Source organism: Aeromonas sp. s4 (genome assembly GCF_040907855.1).
GTDB lineage: Bacteria > Pseudomonadota > Gammaproteobacteria > Enterobacterales > Aeromonadaceae > Aeromonas > Aeromonas caviae.
Map to the genome: position 1 here is coordinate 22,431 of NZ_JBFOCP010000024.1, position 19,768 is coordinate 42,198.

A 19,768-nucleotide genomic window follows, 5' to 3' on the forward strand; every position below is an offset into this window, starting at 1 on the left:
CTTTTTGCCTGCGTACCACTGAACCCGGGCTCCCCATGTGAAGCGGCTACACTCAGGGGCACCATTGACGGGAGAGGACGAAAGGATGAAGAGGGCATGGATCCTGGCCCTGCTGGGGCTGATGGGGAGCGGCGCGGCCGAGGCCGGTGCGGTGCGCTACGAGGTCGAAGGCAAGCCGTTCGAGGGCTATTACCTGGCGGGTGCCGACAAGGATGCCCCCCTGGTGGTGCTGGTGCACGACTGGGACGGGCTCAACGGTTACGAGATCAAGCGGGCCGAGATGCTGGTGGCCCTGGGCTACAGTGTCTTTGCCGTCGATTTGTTCGGTGCCGGGGTCAGGCCGAGCACGGTGGAAGACAAGAAGCGCCTCACCGGGGCCCTCTATCAGGACAGGACCAGGATGCGCACCCTGCTGCAAGGGGGATTGGCGGAGGCGGGCAGGCAGGGGGGGCGGCTCGACAATGCGGTGGCCCTCGGTTACTGCTTTGGCGGCGCCGCCGTGCTGGAGCTGGCCCGCAGCGGGGCGGATCTCAAAGGGGTGGTGAGCGTACACGGCGGGCTGGAGACCCCGGCCGGGCAGGACTACAAAGAGGTGAAGGGACAGTTGCTTGTCCAGCACGGCAGCGCCGACGAGGCGGTCTCTCTGGGTCAATTTGCGGCGCTGGTGGCCGAGCTGGAGAGCGCCGGGGTGAAGCATGAGGCGACCAGCTACAGCGGTGCTCCCCACGCGTTCAGCGTCTTTGGCTCGGACAACTACCGCGCCGATGCCGATGCCAAGTCCTGGCAGCGTTTCACCGGTTTCCTGAAGGAGGTGACCGGCTCCTGAGGGGGCCGGTTCACACAGGCCATGGCAGTGCCATGGCTTTTTTTATGCCCGTTTTTTGCCATCTCAGGGGAGGGCGAGCACCCTCACCCACATGGCCCCCTTGCCCACCTCGCTCCGTGGGCCCGGGGTGAGCTGGCCGCTTTCGGGGTCGATGGCATGCAGTGCCACCTCATGGGATTGCTGCCCGGTCGCGATGAGCCAGTGGCCGCTGTGGTCGATGGCAAAGCCCCGGGGACAGGCCTCGGTCGGGAAGTGGCCGAGGGGGGTGAGGGCGCCATCTTGGGGGGAGACGCCGAACAGGGTGAGCAGGCTGCTGGCCCGTTCGCTGGTGTAGAGAAAACGTCCATCCGGGGTCAGGTGCAGGTCGGCGCCCCAGCGCTCCCCTTCATAGCCTGGGGGCAGCATGTCCAGGCTCTCGCGCGCCACTATCTGTCCGTCCGCCTCCCTGTGGTAGCGACTGAGGGTGGCGTCGAGTTCGTTGAGGCAATAGAGATCGCCGTTGGCCGGGTGCAGTGCCAGATGGCGGGGCCCGGCGCCGGGGGCGGTGTGAATGTCCCCCAAGGGATGGGGAACCAGCCTCTCGTCCACCAGGGCAAAGCGGCGCACCCTGTCCTCTTTCAGGCAGGCCACCAGCAGCTCCTGCTCCCCGTTTTGCCCCGCAAGCCAGGTGACCGAGTGGGCCGCCATCAGGTGGTCGAGACGCTGGTGAGGGGGCTGCATCCGGCCCGCCTGATCCTGGCGGGAGACGGTGACGTGGTTGAAGGCGTAGGAGGCGGCAAAGAAGAGGCGGCCGCTGCCGTCCATGCAGGTATGGGAGGCGCTGCCGAGCAGTGGCGCCGAGGTCGGGGCCCCGAGCCGCCCATCGGCGGCGATGGGGAAGCTCAGCACCCGAAAATCGGGGCGCACCCCCGCATGGAGCCAGCGCCGGTCCGGGCTGATGACCAGGGGCTGCACCTCGCCGCCGGTCTGCACTTCCTGCAGCGGGGCGAGGGTGCCTGCTTCGAGGCGAAACACATGGATCAACCCGCTCACCGGGTTGGCCACATAGACCACTTGTTGCATTGCATCTCCTTTGCGACGGCCATCCGTCGGGTCAAGGGAAAGGGGAGTCCCGGCGTCTCAGGCGGGGATCAGGATCTCGCGAATGACGGGCACCACTGACAGTGCCAGCAGGGCTGCCATCACCTGGTTGAAGCGGCGACGGGCAAGATCGTTTGCCAGCCAGCGCTTGAGCAGGGAACCGCACAGGAGCCAGAGTCCAACGCAGGGGAAAGAGACGATGAAGAAGGTCAGGGCGATGACGAGGTGCTGTTCAAAGGGGTCGCTCCCCGCGCTGGTGAAGGCGGCGATGGCGCCGGTGGCGACCACCCAGGCCTTGGCATTGACCCACTGGAACAGGGCACCCTTGAAAAAGCCGAACGGGCGGGTCCCGTTGCTGTCAGCCATCTCGTCCGTCGGGCGGGCGATGAGCCAGGCAAGATAGAGCAGATAGAGGGTGCCCGCGCACTTGATGAACAAGTGGAGTTCGGGGAAGCGGGTAAAGAGCTGGCCAAAGCCCAGCCCCACCAGCAACAGCATCAGGGTGAAGCCGACGCAGATCCCCATGAGCAGGGGCAGGCTCTTGCGTATCCCGACGCTGGCGCCGGCGCTCATCACCATGATGTTGTTGGGGCCGGGGGTGACCGATGCCGAGATGGCAAAGAGCACCACGGCGTAGAGCGAGTCCATTGGGTTCCTCGTGCAGACAGTCCGTTGTCTTCCCTATATTGGGGGCGATCTGCGCTTTCCAAGGCGGGGGGCGGGCAGAAAAAAAACAGGCCCCGTGACGGGGCCTGTGAAGCGGGCGGGATCAGACGGGCTGGTTCCCCGCCGGCGGCAGCGCCGGGCGGGATTCCACCTTCTGTTCGTCTCCCTGCATGTTCTTGATGTAGACGTCCATCTGGTTGAACGCAATCTCGATGCCATGCTCGCGGAATAGCACGTCGATGCGGCGGTTCAGCTCGTCGATGGCCGGGTTGCGATCCCCCAGCTCGCTCACGAAGAAGCGCAGCTCGTGATCCAGGGTGCTGGGCCCGAAGGTGAGGAAGTAGACGATGGGGGCCGGGTCTTTCAGCACCCGGCTGTTCTCCATGGCGGCCTGCATCAACAACTTGCGGGTCAGATCCAGATCCGAGCCATAGGCCACCCCGACCCGGGCGATGACCCGGGTGACGGTGTCGGACAGGGACCAGTTGATGAGCCGCTCTATCATCAGCTGCTGGTTCGGGATGATCACCTCCTTGCGGTCGAAGTCGGTGAGGGTGGTGGAGCGGATCCTGATCTTGTTGACCGTGCCCGAGATGGTGCCGATGGTGACGGTGTCGCCGATCCGCACCGGGCGCTCGAACAGGATGATGATGCCCGAGATGAAGTTGGAGACGATCTGCTGCATGCCGAAACCGATACCGACCGAGAGACCGGCGGCCAGCCACTGCAGCTTCTCCCACTGGACCCCCAGCATGGCGAGCGCCGTCAGGCTGCCCACCCCGATCAGGGCGTAGTTGAGCATGGTGGTGAAGGCGTAGGCCGTGCCTTGAGCAAGGCGCAGCTTGGAGAGCACCAGCACCTCCAGCAGGCCCGGCAGGTTGCGGGCCAGCGACAGAGCCGCACCAAACACGAAGAGGCCGGTCAGTACGTCGCTCAGGCTGATGGGATAGAGCACGGCGTTGGCCCCGGTCCCCTCGCTCTTGTGCCACAGCACCACGCTGTCGAGGTAGGTGAAGACCGCCACCAGATCAGACCAGAGCCAGTAGAAGGCGACGCCGAACACCAGCAGCAGCATGATGCGGGTCAGACGCAGGGACTGCTGGCTGACCTCTTCCAGATCCATGGGCTGCTCTTCGATGGCTTCGCCCCCTTCCGCATCCTCCTGGGTCTTGTGTTCCCGCTTGGCGACCGCGCGGCGATAGGCCAGACGACGGGCCGCCAGTTCAAGACCGCGCAGGGCGGTGCGATAGACCAGACCCCAGATGATGATGAGGTAGAAGGACTCGATGAGCCTGCCGGTGAGTTTCAGGGCCGTGTAGTAGTAGCCAAGGGCTGCCAGCACCATCAGGGCCACCGGCGCCAGCGCCAGGGCGACGGCGGTCAGGGTCTGCAACATGCTCGCCTCGCCCTTGATGCGGGCGCGGGAGATGGGCAGCACCAGGTAGGCGGTCAGCCCCAGCAGCAGCATGGTCATGCCCTGGCCGATGACGTCGTTGCCAAGGGAGGAGGGTTCCACCACCGCCTTGGTCGACAGCATGATGAGGGGCAGCAGGGGCAGCCAGAGGTAGCGCATGCTGTTGCGCTTGGCCTGCAGCTCGTCCCGCGGCATGCGGAAGTGGGTCTCGCCGATGCCCCCCGGTCGCATCACCGACAGGTAGACGCTGAACACCAGGTAGCCGAGGGCCAGATTCAGAGTGATCTGGAAGATGAGTTTCGGGCTCAGCAGGCCGCAATAGGCGAGCAGCAGGCCGGCGGCCAGGATGAAGAGGGTACCCGGCAGGCGTTGCAGCACGGTGAACAGCAGGGCACGGGGGGTGTGCCACTGGCTGTCCTGACGAAAACGTCCCAGATCCTTGACGATCTTCTTCTGGCGCTCGAGCAGGGTGCCGCGCTTCCACAGCAGCAGGCCCCCCACCAGCAGCAGGGGCAGTGCCAGCAGAGAGACTGCCAGCAGCATGTCGCCCCAACCGCTCCAGTCCGGTTTCAGCACCCAGTCGGAGGCCTGCTTGAAGGCCTGGGCCGGCCAGGTGATGAACCACTTGGCGTCGATGGGCTTGTTGCTGCTCACCCAGAAGATGTGCTGTTGCAGGGTGAACTCGATGGAGGCATAGACCCGGGTCAGCTGCTGCTGGGTCAGTTGCAGGCTGATGGCGTTGGTGAGCTGGGCATCCATCTGGCGGTTGAGCTGATCCAGCAGGCCGATGCGGGTGTCGATGAGCTTGGCAAGGCTGGCCCTGTCTTCGTCGCTCACCGACTCGCCGCTGCTGGCGATGAGGTTGTCCAGATACTGGTTCTTCTGGAACAGCTGGTCACGCTGCTGGCTCAGTTCGAACTGGGCCAGGTGCAGGTCGGCGATCTGCTCCTCCAGGTTCTTCACCAGGGTGGAGGGGGCCGCTTCCAGTTGCTGGTAGAGCTGATAGAGGATGCGCGAGAGCAGCAGGTTGCCCTTGAGCATCTGCACCTGTTCGTTGAGGTTGCGCTCGGTCTGGGTGCCGCGCTCCAGCATGCTCTTCGCCTGCAGGTTCTTCTGGGCCAGGGTGTTGAGGCTGTTGGTGGAGCTGATGAGCTGCTGGCTGAGCTGGTAGTTGAGCTCCTGCTCTTTTTGCACCAGGGGGTTGTCTTCGGCGGCCACCAGTTCGCCGGTCTCTTCGGCGGTCTTCTCGGTGTCCCCCAGGCGCTTGGCGCTGCTCTGCTCCTGCAATGCCTGCAGTTTCTGCTCTTCACTGGCGAGACGGGCACTCTGGTAGTCCCGTTGCTTGACCACCAGATCCTGCATGCTGGTGCGGTTGTCCAGCTCCTTTTGCAGGTTGGCCAGTTGCAGATCCAGCAGGGCCAGCTCGGCATTAAGCTTCATTTTCTCGGCGCTGCTCACCCCGTCCCCTGCATTGAGGCGGGTGCGGATCTCCTGGCTGCGCTGATAGGCGCGGCTCATGCTGGCCTGGGCCCGCTCCGGCAGGGTCTGCAGGTTGGTGATCTGGCTGCCGATGGTGCCAAGGGCCTCCTGGGCCGCCTGCATGTTGGCCATGATCTCGGGTTGGCGGGCATCGAGCTCCGCCAGGCTCATGGTGGCGTATTCGCTCTTGAGCTGCTCCGGGCTCTTGCCCTGGGTCAGGGCGTCGAGCTTGGCGCCGATCTCCTTGAGCTCTGTCGGCAGGGTGCGCAGGCGTTCGCTCTGGGTTTTGGCCTTGCTCTTCTCCTTGTCGATGCTGTCGAGGAGGGAGAGGGTGTCAGTCAGGAACTTCTGGTCCGCCTGCTGGCTGGCCGTGGGGGTGTCCGACTTGCCGAGGGCGTCGAGCGCCCGCTGCACGGTGGCGCGCTGGGGCAGATCCTGCGCCAGGGTGCTCGGGGTCCAGAAGGTGATGAGTAAACAGAGCAGCGGCAGCAGGGTGGCCGAGGCTCTTTTGAAGCGTGTTGAGAGCATAAAGCGTCCGGGTGATTATGCGATGTTCGGGGGATTTTCCACCAGGGTAAAATCCGCGTGGATTCTAGCACCGGCGCAAGAGGGGCAGCAGGGGGAGAGATAAAAAAAAACGGCGCCCGCAGGCGCCGCTTTCATCGGTTCAGGACGGATTACAGTACGTGAACGGAGGCGGTGTTGGTGGTACCGCTCGGGACCAGGGCACCGGAGACCATGACAACCACGTCACCCTTCACGCCCATGCCGATTTCCAGCGCGGCTTCTTTGCCGATGCGATAGAAGTCGTCGGTGGAGGCGATGGAGTCAACCACGTGAGCAACCACACCCTTGGTCAGCACCAGCTGGGCAGCGGTCTTCTTGTTAGTGGTGATGGCCAGGATCCAGGCTTTCGGGAAGTACTTGCGGATGGCCTTGGCAGACTTGCCGCCTTCGGTGGCAACCACGATCAGCGGGGCGTCCAGCTTCTCGGAGGTCTCTACCGCGCCTTTGCAGACCGCTTCGGTGATGCGCAGCTTGTTGCTGTCGTTGGCAGCAGACAGGTTGGAGGGCATCACGGCATCGGTACGCTCGCAGATGGTGGCCATGATGGTCACGGCTTCCAGCGGGTACTTGCCCTTGGCGGACTCACCGGACAGCATGACTGCGTCGGTACCGTCCAGGATGGCGTTGGCCACGTCGCCAGCTTCGGCGCGGGTCGGACGCGGGTTCTTGATCATGGAGTCCAGCATCTGGGTCGCGGTGATGACCACTTTGCGGGCCTTGTTGCACTTCTCGATGATCATCTTCTGGGCGAAGATCACTTCTTCTACCGGGATCTCGACACCCATGTCGCCACGGGCAACCATGATGCCGTCGGAGACAGCCAGGATCTCGTCGAAGTTGTCCAGGCCTTCCTGGTTTTCGATCTTGGAGATGATCTGGATGTTCTCGCCGCCGTGGGCTTTCAGGTGCTCACGGATTTCCAGCACGTCTTCTTTCTTGCGAATGAAGGAAGCGGCAACGAAATCAACGCCTTGCTCGCAACCGAAGATGAGGTCGCGCTTGTCTTTCTCGGCCAGGGCCGGCAGCTTGATGGAGACGCCCGGCAGGTTGATGCCCTTGTTCTCGCCCAGGTCACCGTTGTTGAGCACTTTACAGATCACTTCGCGCTCGGTGATTTCGATGACGTCCAGGCCAATCAGGCCGTCGTCAACCAGGATGCGGTTGCCGACGCGCAGGTCGCTGGCAAAACCGGCATAGGTGACGGCGACTTTGTCTTTGTTGCCCACCACGGTCTGGTCGGTGGTGAAGGTGAAGGTCTGGCCGGCGACCAGGGAGACGTCGTTGCCGCCTTCGAGCTTGATGGTGCGGATTTCCGGACCCTTGGTGTCCAGCAGGATGGCTGCGTGCTTGCCGGTTTCGGCCATGACAGCGCGCAGGTTGCTGATGCGACCACCGTGTTCGGCGTAGTCGCCGTGGGAGAAGTTCAGGCGCATGACGTTCATGCCGGCATCCAGCATCTTGCCCAGCATTTCTTTGGATTCGGTCTTGGGACCGATGGTGCAGACGATTTTGGTCTTTTTCATGTCAGTCTTCATGGTTAAGGAATTTCCGCCGTGCAATATACACCAGTTTTTGGATACTTTTTATGATCCAGAAACAACGTTTTGAGCGAAAACGGCCTCAATTTGAAAGATAACGTTTTCGCTCACAGCTCATTTTAGGGGCTAAAATAATTGATTTTCCGCAACTGAGGCCATTTGGTTCCCATTTCTGGCCCCGCATCCTGCCCGATCCCATGTTGTTAAATGACAAACAACAGGGCCCCATTGCGGGGGCGATCCGGCCCGATGCCGTTGGCCGTCATCCAGTGTAGTCACTTCCTCCCGCGGCGTCAGGGCGAAGCAACGCAAGGCTGGAGCCGGTAGGCCTACAGCGGAAAAAAACGCCGCCCCTCCCGGCACGCCGGGAGGGGCGGCAGCCCTCTGGATCAGCCGAAGAACCAGTAGCCGCGGTTGACCAGCCGGGTCAGCAGTTGCAGGAAGCCCGCCTGATCGGCCAGTTCCACCAGCGCGTCCTGGGTGATGATGTCCTTGTCGCACAGGAGTGCGATGGCGGCCGGATCCTCGCTTGGCAGGGTCCAGGCTTCGCCGTCGATGTAGCAGGTGCGGCTCTCGCCGCTGAACCAGACGCTGCGCAACCCCGGCACCTTGATGGCGGGCTCCCCCTGACTCAGCAGGTCGGCCACCTCGTCGGCGCTGTTGTCCGGCTCCACCGGATTGACGTCCAGATCGTGCTTGGCCTCGGAGATCATGGTGCCGAACCACTCCTTGAACAGGGTTTCGTCGTCGAGGGCCTGTTGCATCAGCTCCCGCAGGCGGTGCAGCTCATGGGGCTGGATCTCACCGTGGCGGGCGCGGGGCTGGAGGTCCGGGTCGCCGTAACGGTCGGTGCGGATCTCGTTGTCGATCAGGTGATCGGCAAAGGAGGAGACAAGGGTCTTGGCGTCCGGTGCGCGGAAACCCACCGAGAAGTTCAGGGAGGGCTCGATGGCGTAGCCCTCGTGGGGGAATCCGGGCGGGATGTAGAGGATGTCGCCCGGCTCCATGATGACGTCGATGATCGCCTCGAACGGCTCGCAGTGCAGCAGGGCCGCGTGGGCGGCGAACTCGTTCAAGGGCTTGGCATCGCCGACCCGCCAGTGGCGCTTGCCCTGACCCTGGGTGATGAAGACATCGTAGTTGTCGATGTGGGGGCCGACACCGCCGTGAGGGGTGGAGAAGCTCACCATCACATCGTCAAAGCGCCAGCCCGGGATGAACTGGAAGGGCACCGCCAGCTCGTGCACCTCGGGTACCCAGTGGTTGCACGCCTGCACCAGCACGGTCCAGTTCTCTTCCCCCAGGTGATCGTAGGATTCGAAGGGGCCGTGGGTCGCCTCCCACTTGTTGTTGAAGCGGGTGACCAAGCGCGATTCAATCACCTCTTCCATGGCCAGACCCGCCAGCTCGTCCGGGCTGATGGGATCCTGAAAGTCGGTGAAACCGCCCTTGATGAGGAGCGGGCGCTTCTGCCAGTAGTGCTCGAGGAAGTGAGCGATATCCAGATTGAGTTGGTACATGGTGCTTCTCGTATCTTGTGAGAGGGCTTGCCCAAGGCGGGCTTGGGCAAGGGCTCTGAAATGGCCCGATAGAGGGTGATCATATCAAATGGGCCAAAATCAACGGGGGCCCTGCCGTCATGACAGAGCCCCCGCCGGTTCGGTTACATCACTTATTTCAGCAGATCGACCAGACGCTGGGCGTCGCCGATGTAGTTAGCCGGGGTCAGCTTCTTGAGCTCGACCTTGACCGCTTCCGGCAACTCCAGGGTGTCGATGAAGGTGCGCATCCCTTCGGCGTCGACGCGGCGACCACGGGTCAGCTCTTTGAGCTTCTCGTAGGGCTTCTCGATGCCGTAGCGGCGCATCACGGTCTGGATGGGTTCCGCCAGCACTTCCCAGTTGGCGTCCAGATCGGCGGCCATGGCGTCCGCGTTGGCTTCCAGCTTGGAGATGCCCTTCAGGGTCGCCTGATAGGCAATCAGGGAGTAACCCACCGCCACACCCAGGTTGCGCAGCACGGTCGAGTCGGTGAGATCACGCTGCCAGCGGGAGATGGGCAGTTTGCTCGCCAGGTGCTGGAACACGGCGTTGGCCAGACCCAGATTGCCTTCGGAGTTCTCGAAGTCGATGGGGTTGACCTTGTGGGGCATGGTGGAGGAGCCGATTTCGCCGGCGATGGTGCGCTGCTTGAAGTGACCCAGGGAGATGTAACCCCAGACGTCACGGTCAAAGTCGATCAGGATGGTGTTGAAGCGGGCCAGGGCGTCGAACAGCTCGGCGATGTAGTCGTGGGGCTCGATCTGGGTGGTGTAGGGGTTCCAGGTCAGGCCCAGGGAAGTGACGAACTCCTCGGAGAACTGGTGCCAGTCCACATCCGGGTAGGCGCTGATGTGGGCGTTGTAGTTGCCCACGGCACCGTTGATCTTGCCCAGCAGCTCCACCGCCATGATCTGCTTGAGCTGGCGCTCCAGACGGTAGGCGACGTTGGCCATCTCCTTGCCCATGGTGCTCGGGGTCGCCGGCTGACCGTGGGTACGGGAGAGCAGCGGCATGTCGCGGTACTCGACGGCCAGGCGCTTGATCTCGCTGATGAGCTTTTCGCAATAAGGCTTGATCACCTCTTCCCGGGCGGTCTTCAGCATCAGGCCGTGGGAGTTGTTGTTGATGTCTTCCGAGGTGCAGGCGAAGTGAATGAATTCGCTGACGGCGGCCAGCTCCGGGTTCACTTCCACCTTCTCTTTCAGGAAGTACTCCACCGCTTTCACATCATGGTTGGTGGTGCGCTCGATCTGTTTGATGCGGGCGGCATCCTGCTCGTTGAAGTTGCTGACGATGCCGTCAAGCACGGCATTGGCTGCCTCGCTCAGGGCAGGGACTTCCGGGATCCCGGCGTGGCTGGCCAGTTTTTGCAACCAGCGCACCTCGACTTCGACGCGAAAACGCAGCAGACCGAATTCGGAGAAGATAGGGCGCAGGGCATCGGCCTTGTCGCCATAACGACCGTCAATCGGGGAAACGGCAGTCAGCGCGGACAGCTCCATGGGGTGAACTCCTGATGATTGGTGTGGGGGTTAAAATCGTTTGGCCAGTTCCACCATCTTCTTGCGGGCGAAGATGATCTGGGTACGGCTGCCGCCGAGCTGGCGCCACAGCACCACGGCGCGGATGCCTGCGAGCAGCAGGGCGCGCACCTTGTGCTGCACCAGGGGCTGCTGCAGGAACAGCGGGGTGCCCGCCACCTGGATGCGCGGCCCGATGGGGCTGATAAGGTCGCTGTAGATGCTCGCCATGTTGGCCAGGATCTGCTCGTCGAGCAGATCGAAATGCTGTTGCTGGCGGCCGATCTGGCTGATCCGCTCCCCCAGCATGTTGAGGATGTCCTTGCGCTTGGCGAGCTTGCGCTCCAGCGCGATCAGGCTCACCACGTAGCGGGTCAGCTCGGCATTCTTCTGGCTGCCGTCGGCCCCCAGCTGTTCCACCAGGGCGCGATAGCCGTCGCGAATGGCCAGGTGGCTGCCGAACACTTCCAGCGGCTGCGTGGGGTTGGTGACCAGAATGCTTTGCAGGCTCTCGCGCAGGGAGGCTTCGTCGCAGGAGCCGTCACGGGCCACTTTCTGCACCAGATAGGCGGCCTGGCAGATGCCTGCGAAGGCCATGGTTCTGTCTTGGAATTTGTCGCTCATATCTTCACGGCCCTGTTCTGTTCATTCACTGGCAGATGCCCGCAGCAGGTCATGATCCGGCCTTGGAATGTATCGCTCACGTAGGCTGCCTTCTGCTATTGGCTCAAACCGGATGGCTGAAACGTTGTTCGATGATGCCGCCGCCCAGACACACTTCCCCGTCGTAGAAGACGGCGGACTGGCCCGGGGTCACCGCAGCCTGTTTCTCGTCGAAGATGACCCGGATGGTCTCATCGTCGATGGGCTGGATCAGGCAGGGGATGTCTTCCTGACGATAACGGGTCTTGACGGTGCAGCGGCGCGGCGCGCGAATGGGGGTGCGATCCACCCAGTGCAGCTGGCTCGCGACCAGGCCGTCGGAGTAGAGACGGGGGTGTTCCCCTTGCGCCACCACGAGCGTGTTGCGCTCCACCTCTTTGTCCACCACGTACCAGGCCTCTTCGGTGGCATCTTTGCGACCACCGATACCGAGCCCCTTGCGCTGGCCCAGGGTGTGATACATCAGCCCCTGATGCTCGCCGATCACCTTGCCATCCACGGTCTCGATTTTACCGGGTTGGGCGGGCAGGAACTTGGCCAGGAAGTCCTTGAACTTGCGCTCACCGATGAAGCAGATGCCGGTGGAGTCTTTCTTCTTGGCGGTGATGAGATCCAGCTGCTCGGCGATGCGGCGCACCTCGGGTTTTTCCAGATCCCCGACCGGGAACAGGCTCTGACCCACCTGGGCTTCGCTCAGGGTATAAAGGAAGTAGCTCTGATCCTTGTTGGTATCCAGGCCGCGCAGCAGGCGCGGGCGGCCGGTGCTGTCGTCACGGCGCACATAGTGGCCGGTGGCGATGTAGGTGGCCCCCAGCTCTTCGGCGGCGAATTCCAGGAACGCCTTGAACTTGATCTCCTTGTTGCACAGGATGTCCGGGTTCGGGGTGCGACCCGCCTTGTACTCTTCCAGGAAGTGCTCGAAGACGTTGTCCCAGTACTCGGCGGCGAAGTTGATGGTGTGGAGTTTCATCCCCAGCTTGTCGCAGACGGCCTTGGCATCAGCCAAATCCTGGGCGGCAGAGCAGTACTCGTCCGTGTCGTCTTCTTCCCAGTTCTTCATGAACAAGCCTTCGACCTGATAGCCCTGCTGCTGGAGCAGGTAGGCCGAGACGGAAGAATCCACGCCGCCGGACATGCCGACGATCACCTTGATTTGGCTGTTGTCTGTCATTAGTCGAAGTTACCAGTTCGTTTAAACGGGGCGTATTCTACCAGAGTTTTGCGCCCCCGGTCACATCTCCCTGCCGCTGTTCCCCTTGGGAGCCCGGTGGCGGGAAATCGTTTTTCTTGTCTCGGCCCCATAGCGTCAAAAAGAGCGTCCAATGGCGCTTAGATAAAGGCCTTGAGGGCCGACAGCGGCAGGCGGGTGCCTGCCAGATAGTCCTGGATGCACTGCCACACCAGGGGGCTTCGCAGGGCGGGCTTGCACTCGGCAATCTCCTCCAGACTGAGCCAGTGACAGGCCAGTACGTCACCGTCGGGATCCTCTGGATGGTGCTGACCGGGCGACTTTTCAAGGTCGAAGATGACGGCTGTGCGCACAAAGGTGGCCTCGCTGTCCGCCGGTTTGAAGAGGTAGACCCCGAGCCAGCCGGTGGGCGCGGCGGTGAGTCCGGTCTCCTCCTTCAGCTCGCGGCAGGCCGCCTGGATGAGATCTTCTCCCGGCTCCACATGGCCGGCGGGCTGGTTGAAGCGGCGCTTGCCCGCAATCTCCTCTTCCACCAGCAAGAAACGCCCCTGCCAGTGCACCAGGGCGGCCACGGTAAGGCGGGTGGGCAGCGGTGGGTGATCGCTCATAAGGACTCCTTGTCTTGTTGGCTGTGCCCCGGCAGGGGCGCTCGATGCAGATCCGCTATCGCCTTCATTCAGAGGGCTTGGTGCGAGCCGGACGGCGGGCGGTGGTGCGCCCGCCACTGCGATTGCCGGGGCGCGGGTCTGCCCCGCGGCGCTCCCGCCCCTGAGGTGGCTCCTGATCTGTTGGCCGGGCGGTGCGGGGGGCACTGCGGCCAGTGCCCCCGGCTGCGGCGGATGCCCGTGCTTTGCCTTGCGTGGCGGCTGGTCGTGGCGCGGGTGCCAGCTCGGGGGCGGGCAGGGCGCGGCTCTCTCCCGGCGCCAGACCATCGAGGGTCCACTCCCCGATGGCGTAGCGGATGAGGCGCAAGGTGGGGTGGCCGATGTGGGCGGTCATGCGCCGCACCTGGCGGTTGCGCCCCTCCACTATTTTGATCTCCAGCCAGCAGGTGGGGATCTCTTTGCGCTCGCGTATGGGCGGGTTGCGTGGCCACACCGCAGGGTCATCCATGATGCGCGCCCCGGCGGGCAGGGTCATGCCGTCGTTGAGTTCCACACCGGTGCGAAGGGCCGCCAGTTTCTCCTCGCTCGGGATGCCTTCCACCTGCACCCAGTAGGTCTTGGGGGTCTTCTCTCCCGGCTGGGTGAGGCGTGCCTGCAACTTGCCGTCGTTGGTGAGCAGCAAGAGCCCTTCGCTGTCTCGATCCAGCCTGCCCGCGGCATAGATGCCGGGCTCTTTGATGTAATCCTTGAGGGTCTCGCGGCCCGCCTCGTCGGTGAACTGGCAGAGCACCATGTAGGGCTTGTTCAAGAGCAGCAGCTTGCGATCCGCCGGGGCGGGGGCCGGTTTGCGCTCGTTGACTCTCCCTGCGTGCCGGGCCTCCCGGCGTTGGAATGGGGGCACAGTGGTAGGCCCGCTGGCCGTGCGGCCTGCGTCAGGTCGGGCGGAGAGGGAGAGACGGGGACGGGCTGATTTCATCGCATGCCTACCAAAAACAGGGGATGGCGGAGTGTACCACAGGGGGCGGCCATCAGGGGGAGAGCGGGGCTTCCCTCTCGGGTCAGGGGGAGGCGATGTCCGGCGCCAGTGCGAGGGAGAGGCGCAGCATGTCCTTGTGCTGGATGCCGTGCTCCATCAGGGGCTCGGGATAGTGGATGAGGAAGTGATCCTTCACGACGGCATGGACGCGAAAGCCGTGGCGCTGGTAATAGGTGAGCTGGTGGCCGAAGCTGCCGGTACCGAGCTCGACGCGGCCTATCCCCTTCCCGGTCAGGTTCTCCAGCACGAAGCGCAGCAGGCCGGAGCCGATGCCCTGCTGCTGGCGGTTGGGGGCAACGGCGATGTTGAAGATCTCGGCGGTTTGCTCCCCCACCAGGCCCGCCACGCAGGCCCCCACGACCTCGTTGTCCGCCAGGGCGGCAAAGCCCCAGGCCCCGGGCAGATAGGCGGCGATGCGCGACGCGGCGGGATCGGCCTCCAGCAGCAGGGCCAGCGGCAGGTGGGCGGGGTTCATCTCGACAAACGTCATCCTTGTTTCTCTCCCTGTTTGTGACGGCGCGCGGCGCGCAGCACGATGGCGGGCTTGACCGATGTGGTGGCCCGGGCGGCGTTCCTCTCGCACGGCATCTCGCCCTGTGTGGATGCCACCAGCCGGATCAGGGTCTGCCACTGCTGCTTGCTGTGGGCACGCCCTTGCTCCTGTGCCCCGATAGGGTTCACCCGCGTCTCAGGGGGCGTCATGCCGGGGAACAGGGGCGCTGGTCCCCGGGATCGGCGCCGGGCGGTTGAGCAGGAAGACCACCTCGCCCCGGTAGTGGGGGGAGGCGGCCAGTGTTGTCTGCCAGGCGGGATCCCACTCCCCATCCTGCACCAGCCCGACCTTGAACGGGATGGTCAGGTGCGCCATGGCGGGCAGATAGGCCTGATAGCCCGGCACCGTGCGCGTGCCCTGATAGGTCTGGATCACCAGCTCGTCCACGGGCAGGCGATTGAGCTCTGCCACGTCCCCCGTTTTCGCCCAGTCGAGCAGCCCCGTCACGCTGAGCTTGCACCCGGGAGGCAGGGCGCGCCGCAGTTGTTGCAGGGCGTTGCCATAGCGATCGAGCTGGCGGGTCGCCGCATCGAAGTCGATCTGGATGCCCGCCACCCTGGCCCCGGCCGCGCGCCACCCCTCGTAGAGGTGCACCAGCACCTGCTCGTGGGCGGGGGAGAGGGGGAGGGCGTTGACACGCACCACCAGCCAGACCTGCCCGGCCTTGAGGGGGGAGGGAACCCGCCCCAGCTTGACGAAGCGGGGGCCGCCGGGCCTGTCCAGGATCTCCCCCTGATGCAGATAGAGGGTGCTGGCCTGTTCCAGTACCGGCTGGTGGCGGGTGGCGGACCAGAGCCAGAAGGCGTCATAGGCGCTGGCATCGACACTGGCCTCAAGGGGGGTGGCCAGGGTCGTCAGCAGCAGCGCCAGCAGGGCGCGTTCAGGGGGGCTGCTCATGGCTCACCAGTAGTATTTGAGGGATCTGGCCCACACCGAGTTGCCATAGCGTTGCTTGAGGGTGTTGAACCAGGCCTGCCGGGTGCGTTTGGGGATCTCCTGGCTGTCGCAGCTGTTGTAGCCGGAGGGGGCATAGCACTGGATGGCGCGATAGAGGGCATAGCTCTTGTCTTCGGGCTCCGCCTTGGGGTTGGCCATCACGGCCTGATAGAGGGCGAGGCGACTCGGGAACGTGGGACGCTCGTCTTGCGCCAGCCCCCAGATCATCTCGCGATCCTGCCACAGGTCGATATGGGGATCCCGGCTGCGCAGATACTCCCCGAAGCAGTTGAGGGCATGACCATCGTCGGGGCGCTGCACCAGGGTGCCGAGGGTCTGGGTCAGATCCCGGCAGTGGTAACCCTGGGGCGTCCCCTCTCCGCGCCACTGGAACGCCGAGAGGCGCACATCCCCGTTGGGCACGGGTTCCCAGGGGGCGTCGGCGGGAGGGGTCGCCTCCTTGTAATCGGCGGGGATGAGGGCCACATCCTGCAAGAAGGTGGCCGGGTCGCTGGCGATAAGATCCCGCACCAGCAGGGTATGGAGCGCAATCTGCCGCTCTGCCGCGCTCGGGCCCTGACTGGCTTGCTGGCGCAACAGGGCGGGGTCGGCCTCCTGCTTGAGCACGGCCGCGCGGATGCGCAGCTGGGTGATGGGGCTGCCCGGCTGGAAGATGGCGGCCGTGTTGCCGGTACGCACCCAGTGATCCGCCAGCACGTTCTCCACGAACGCCTGCTGGGCCTGACCCAGGGGGGAGGCCACCAGTGCCATCAGGGCCTGCTCGGCCTTGTCGAAGGCCTTCATGCCCTGCCAGGCCCAGATGCGCAGCATCTGGTGGCTGAATGCCAGGGTGGCGTCCTCCTGCCCGGGGGAGGGCAGGGCCAGCACCTGCTCGAACTGCTTGTCCAAAAAGAGGGCGTAGGCCTTGAGATAGGCCGCCTGCGCCTGGTGACCGGTTTTTTGCAGTTGCGCGATGGCGTCGTCCAGCTGGGCATCTTGCCAGTCCCGCGGCCGCTCATAGGTCGGTCTGAGACCCCGCAGGGCATTGACGAACAGCAGCGCCGGCTGGGCCGAGTCCTGATAGGCCGCCTGATGGCGATAGGCATCGCCACTGAGCAGGGTGAGATCGATCTCGTTGACCAGGGCCTCCAGCGCCGGCAAGGGTTGGCGGGTTGCCATGGCCTCGTCATAGGCATCCCGCAGGGCGCCGAGATCACCGGCCATCCACTGGATGCGTCTGAACAGTCCTCTGGTCGAGCTGGCGTAGCGCCCTTGCGGGTAGGCCGCCAGATAGGCCTGACCCTGGGCCATGGCGCGGCGAAGAGCCTCCTTGTCGCTCCTGGTCACGTTCTGATCGCCGTATTCGTCCTTCGCCTCCTTCATCGCGAGGTTGATCTCCGTGCGCATCACCATGTAGGTCGCGCTCTCGGCCACCCAGGGGGCCTTGGCCTGCTGCAAGGCGGCAAAGCCTGCGCGGGCCTCCTCGAAGCGGCTCTCGTAGAAGTGCCGGGCAGCCTGCAGATACCCCTGCCACTCCAGGGCAGCACCGCTCATTTCGGTCGCGGGGGCCGGGCTCTCCTGCTGCCCCAGGATCAGCAGACGGCTTCGCAGCAGCGACGTGCGCTCCGGGGCGGGCACCTCGCTCTGCTCGAGGGCGTCCAGAAACGCGCTGACCGAGGAGAGGGAGTTGGAGATGGCGTGGCCGTAGAGGGAGTCGTGGCCCGCGTAGTGCTCGAGCAGCGGTGGGAGGGACGGGTCGTAGGCGGCCAGCCGGCTGCCGAGCTGCTCGCGCAGCGCCGGGTCCTCCACCTCCTCCGGCTGGGGGAGGCGGGTGAGGTAGAACAGCGGCTGGCTGCGCTCGTTCAGCGGATCCGCCGGCAGGGTGAAGGGGAGGGGGTGATGCTGGGCATCCCCCAGCAGCATCAGCAGGTTGCCCCGGGTGTCGTTCTCGTTGAGATAGAGTGGATAGGTGGGGAGAGGGCAGTCGGTGAGCCAGAAGCCGCACCCGTCACCGTCACCGGAGGCGAGGGCGGGCAGTGCAACCAGCGTCATCGCCAGCACCGAGCAGTGGGTCAGAGATGTCATGGGATCGCTATCCGTTTGTGGGCCCGCGCCGTGCGTGACGCCCGGGCCGGAAAAGGGGGTTCGCAGTGGCGGGCAATAGTACGAAACAGGGTCACAAACGACAACCCATTATGACTTGGTCGGCGCTCTCCCTGTCAGGACGCCTGCGCCATGCCGTCTATTTCGGCGCGGCCTTGTCAGGCCGGTAGCGGGTCTCGGTTATCTGGTCGAGGCGCAGGATCAGGGTGTCACCCCCCTTGAGGCGATAGGCGCAGTGGGCGGTGTTACAGCCGATGCGGATATGGGGTTCATCCCCCAGCAGAGGGGACTGGCTATGGGCCTTACTCTCTGGCCAGTTGCCTTGTTCGAGGTGGGTGATTTGGTCTTTAGCGAGCTCTTCCCCCATAGGTTTGATGTGTTCTGACGCCATGATGACCAGCAAGGGAGGCAGTATAAAAACAGTAAATTTGAAGTAAGTACGTTTTAACCAGCTCAAACAGTGGAAGGTAAACGGAGCAGGATAGTGATGAGCAATCTTGCCTCCTTTTTGCACAATGGGAAGCCGCTCGACCAAGCGAAATAACCACCATGAGAGCCTCAGCCGCCATTTCACTTTGAAAAATAAAAATGTGAGCGAGAGAAACAGTCCGGCTACCGCCGTAACGAGCGGTAGCACATAGGGTAAGAACAGTTGAATGAGCAGATAAAATCCGTGAAATAAGGCGGTGTCTGGGGGGAGAGAGAACTCATCGCTCTTCAATCCGAACTGTCCTAGGTAGCCGTGGTAATAACGCATACCCACAAAGTAGACAGCCGCAGTCAGTATTGGCAAAAGTGCACACAGAATGCCGACAAATGCCAGCATGGTCCCTTTCTCTTGTTCCTCGTCTTTTACTGCCCGTAGCGCTTGCAGATGCTTCTTGAGCCACTTGCGCTTCAGTGCGGTTAAATCCTTTTCCATCTGAGATGTCTCCCTGTCCCGAGCGCGTGCTCTTTTTGCTGCTTCGCGGGTGTCAGCATCTGCCATCGCCATACATCGCCATACATCGCCATACAAAAAGAGAGAATGTGGATGCTTATATAGGGGGCTCTTCGGTGCGAAAGAGCACCTTGCCGCAGGCGAGGCAGGTGTGGCGAAAGCGATGATCAGGCCAGCCAGTCTGGGGGTGGCCCAGCACCTTGTCGGAGCCGCAGGCGCAGCAGCGCGCCCCCAGTTCATCGTCGATGGCGCATTCGGGATGCTGGTGCAGGTAGTCGGCGCGGGTGGGCAGGCGCAGCCAGTCGGGCTGGGCATGGTGCTGGTTCCAGAAATAGCACCCATAGAAGGTGCCTGCGGCGACGGGCAGGGCAAACCACCAGAAGAGATCCATGTCATGACTCCGACGAGAGGGGATGAGGGCGGCAACAACCCGCTCAGCAGGCGTGGTGCGGCTTCATTTTATCGGGGCGGGAGTGGGGCGGGATATGCCCGGATGGGTAACAAGCGAACCTGCTGGTGGTCGGGTTGGCAAGCCGCAGGGTCGGGGTTGGGGATTATCTATCCATTAAAGAGATGGGTTGTGTCATAAACCATCGTATTTTTGGATGGACATGGGGGCCTTTCCGGTCGCAAAACCTGGAGAGCGGGGAGTTTTTGTGAAAAAAAATGTGCATACACTCGTCATGCCGATCTCAAGGGAGTCATTGAGCGAATTATAAATATCAAGCTATTGATATAAATGGTAAAAGAAGTGTTTTTGTCAGGCGTTTTCAGGGTGGTTTATGGGGTTTCATAAGGAGCTTTAACCCATTTTCTAGATTGGTTTTTGCATAATCAATCGTTTATTTTGTTGGACAATTGGGGAAAACCTGGTGTCCAATCGGGTGAGCAGGTTGGCCAAACAGTGCCGTCAGCCAGTGTGTAACCCGAGATGTAAGGAGACATCCTGATGGAAAAACTTGACCAAAAAATCGACACCATGCGCCAGGAATTCGAGTCCCAGGGGCAAAAACAGGCCCAGGACAGATGGCAGGCCAGGGTCGATGAACTGCAACGGGAGCGCAGCGAAGCGCCCCAGCCGGAAGCGGCAGAACACTAGCCCCTGGCGGCCT

18 protein-coding genes are annotated in these 19,768 nt (G+C 63.2%); 2 read left to right on the plus strand and 16 right to left on the minus strand.

Annotated elements, in window-relative coordinates; all coding sequences use genetic code 11:
- Positions 1–85: 85 nt before the first annotated feature.
- Positions 86–826, plus strand: coding sequence for a dienelactone hydrolase family protein (locus tag AB5Y89_RS06515; protein WP_219603840.1), 741 nt, complete (start codon positions 86–88; stop codon positions 824–826).
- Between the two features lie 63 nt (positions 827–889).
- On the opposite strand, the gene AB5Y89_RS06520 is transcribed toward AB5Y89_RS06515, so the two are convergent.
- The 16 genes from AB5Y89_RS06520 to AB5Y89_RS06595 form a co-directional block, all read right to left on the minus strand.
- Positions 890–1,888, minus strand: a complete 999-nt coding sequence (locus AB5Y89_RS06520) for a beta-propeller fold lactonase family protein (RefSeq protein ID WP_368223198.1) — start codon at positions 1,886–1,888, stop codon at positions 890–892.
- A gap of 57 nt (positions 1,889–1,945) precedes the next feature.
- Complete coding sequence (locus AB5Y89_RS06525) at positions 1,946–2,554, minus strand: LysE family translocator (protein ID WP_368223200.1); 609 nt, start codon at positions 2,552–2,554, stop codon at positions 1,946–1,948.
- A 121-nt stretch (positions 2,555–2,675) separates the two neighbouring features.
- Entirely contained in the window at positions 2,676–5,993 is a 3,318-nt protein-coding gene (mscK, locus tag AB5Y89_RS06530) for a mechanosensitive channel MscK (RefSeq protein WP_113069935.1), read from the minus strand.
- A gap of 149 nt (positions 5,994–6,142) precedes the next feature.
- Positions 6,143–7,555, minus strand: coding sequence for a pyruvate kinase PykF (gene pykF, locus AB5Y89_RS06535; RefSeq protein ID WP_010673615.1), 1,413 nt, complete (start codon positions 7,553–7,555; stop codon positions 6,143–6,145).
- 404 nt (positions 7,556–7,959) lie between these two features.
- Entirely contained in the window at positions 7,960–9,090 is a 1,131-nt protein-coding gene (locus AB5Y89_RS06540) for a cupin domain-containing protein (protein WP_368223202.1), read from the minus strand.
- Between the two features lie 152 nt (positions 9,091–9,242).
- The gene (purB, locus tag AB5Y89_RS06545; RefSeq protein ID WP_010673617.1) at positions 9,243–10,613 is read right to left on the minus strand and encodes an adenylosuccinate lyase; all 1,371 of its coding nucleotides are present in this window, start codon (positions 10,611–10,613) and stop codon (positions 9,243–9,245) included.
- Positions 10,614–10,643: 30 nt separating this feature from the next.
- Positions 10,644–11,255 carry a high frequency lysogenization protein HflD gene (gene hflD / locus AB5Y89_RS06550; protein WP_010673618.1) on the minus strand — a complete coding sequence of 204 codons (612 nt, stop codon included), beginning with the start codon at positions 11,253–11,255 and terminating at the stop codon, positions 10,644–10,646.
- A 103-nt stretch (positions 11,256–11,358) separates the two neighbouring features.
- Complete coding sequence (mnmA, locus tag AB5Y89_RS06555; RefSeq protein ID WP_342040334.1) at positions 11,359–12,465, minus strand: tRNA 2-thiouridine(34) synthase MnmA; 1,107 nt, start codon at positions 12,463–12,465, stop codon at positions 11,359–11,361.
- Between the two features lie 158 nt (positions 12,466–12,623).
- Positions 12,624–13,091, minus strand: a complete 468-nt coding sequence (locus AB5Y89_RS06560; protein ID WP_010673620.1) for an NUDIX hydrolase — start codon at positions 13,089–13,091, stop codon at positions 12,624–12,626.
- Between the two features lie 64 nt (positions 13,092–13,155).
- Positions 13,156–14,064 carry a pseudouridine synthase gene (locus AB5Y89_RS06565; protein WP_368223205.1) on the minus strand — a complete coding sequence of 303 codons (909 nt, stop codon included), beginning with the start codon at positions 14,062–14,064 and terminating at the stop codon, positions 13,156–13,158.
- 82 nt (positions 14,065–14,146) lie between these two features.
- Positions 14,147–14,614, minus strand: coding sequence for a GNAT family N-acetyltransferase (locus AB5Y89_RS06570; protein ID WP_368223208.1), 468 nt, complete (start codon positions 14,612–14,614; stop codon positions 14,147–14,149).
- The gene (locus AB5Y89_RS06575; protein ID WP_368223210.1) at positions 14,611–14,805 is read right to left on the minus strand and encodes a hypothetical protein; all 195 of its coding nucleotides are present in this window, start codon (positions 14,803–14,805) and stop codon (positions 14,611–14,613) included. The genes AB5Y89_RS06570 and AB5Y89_RS06575 overlap by 4 nt, the downstream gene beginning before the upstream one ends.
- A gap of 7 nt (positions 14,806–14,812) precedes the next feature.
- Complete coding sequence (locus AB5Y89_RS06580) at positions 14,813–15,574, minus strand: DUF3142 domain-containing protein (RefSeq protein WP_368223213.1); 762 nt, start codon at positions 15,572–15,574, stop codon at positions 14,813–14,815.
- 3 nt (positions 15,575–15,577) lie between these two features.
- Positions 15,578–17,698 (minus strand): hypothetical protein, encoded by a 2,121-nt coding sequence (locus AB5Y89_RS06585; RefSeq protein WP_368223215.1) that lies wholly within the window; start codon positions 17,696–17,698, stop codon positions 15,578–15,580.
- Between the two features lie 157 nt (positions 17,699–17,855).
- Positions 17,856–18,638 carry a hypothetical protein gene (locus tag AB5Y89_RS06590; protein ID WP_368223218.1) on the minus strand — a complete coding sequence of 261 codons (783 nt, stop codon included), beginning with the start codon at positions 18,636–18,638 and terminating at the stop codon, positions 17,856–17,858.
- A gap of 115 nt (positions 18,639–18,753) precedes the next feature.
- A complete protein-coding gene (locus tag AB5Y89_RS06595; protein WP_368223221.1) occupies positions 18,754–19,047 on the minus strand; it encodes a hypothetical protein in 294 nt (97 codons plus the stop codon).
- Between the two features lie 558 nt (positions 19,048–19,605).
- Here AB5Y89_RS06595 and AB5Y89_RS06600 point away from each other — a divergent pair.
- Positions 19,606–19,755, plus strand: a complete 150-nt coding sequence (locus AB5Y89_RS06600; protein WP_010673628.1) for a hypothetical protein — start codon at positions 19,606–19,608, stop codon at positions 19,753–19,755.
- Positions 19,756–19,768: the final 13 nt, after the last annotated feature.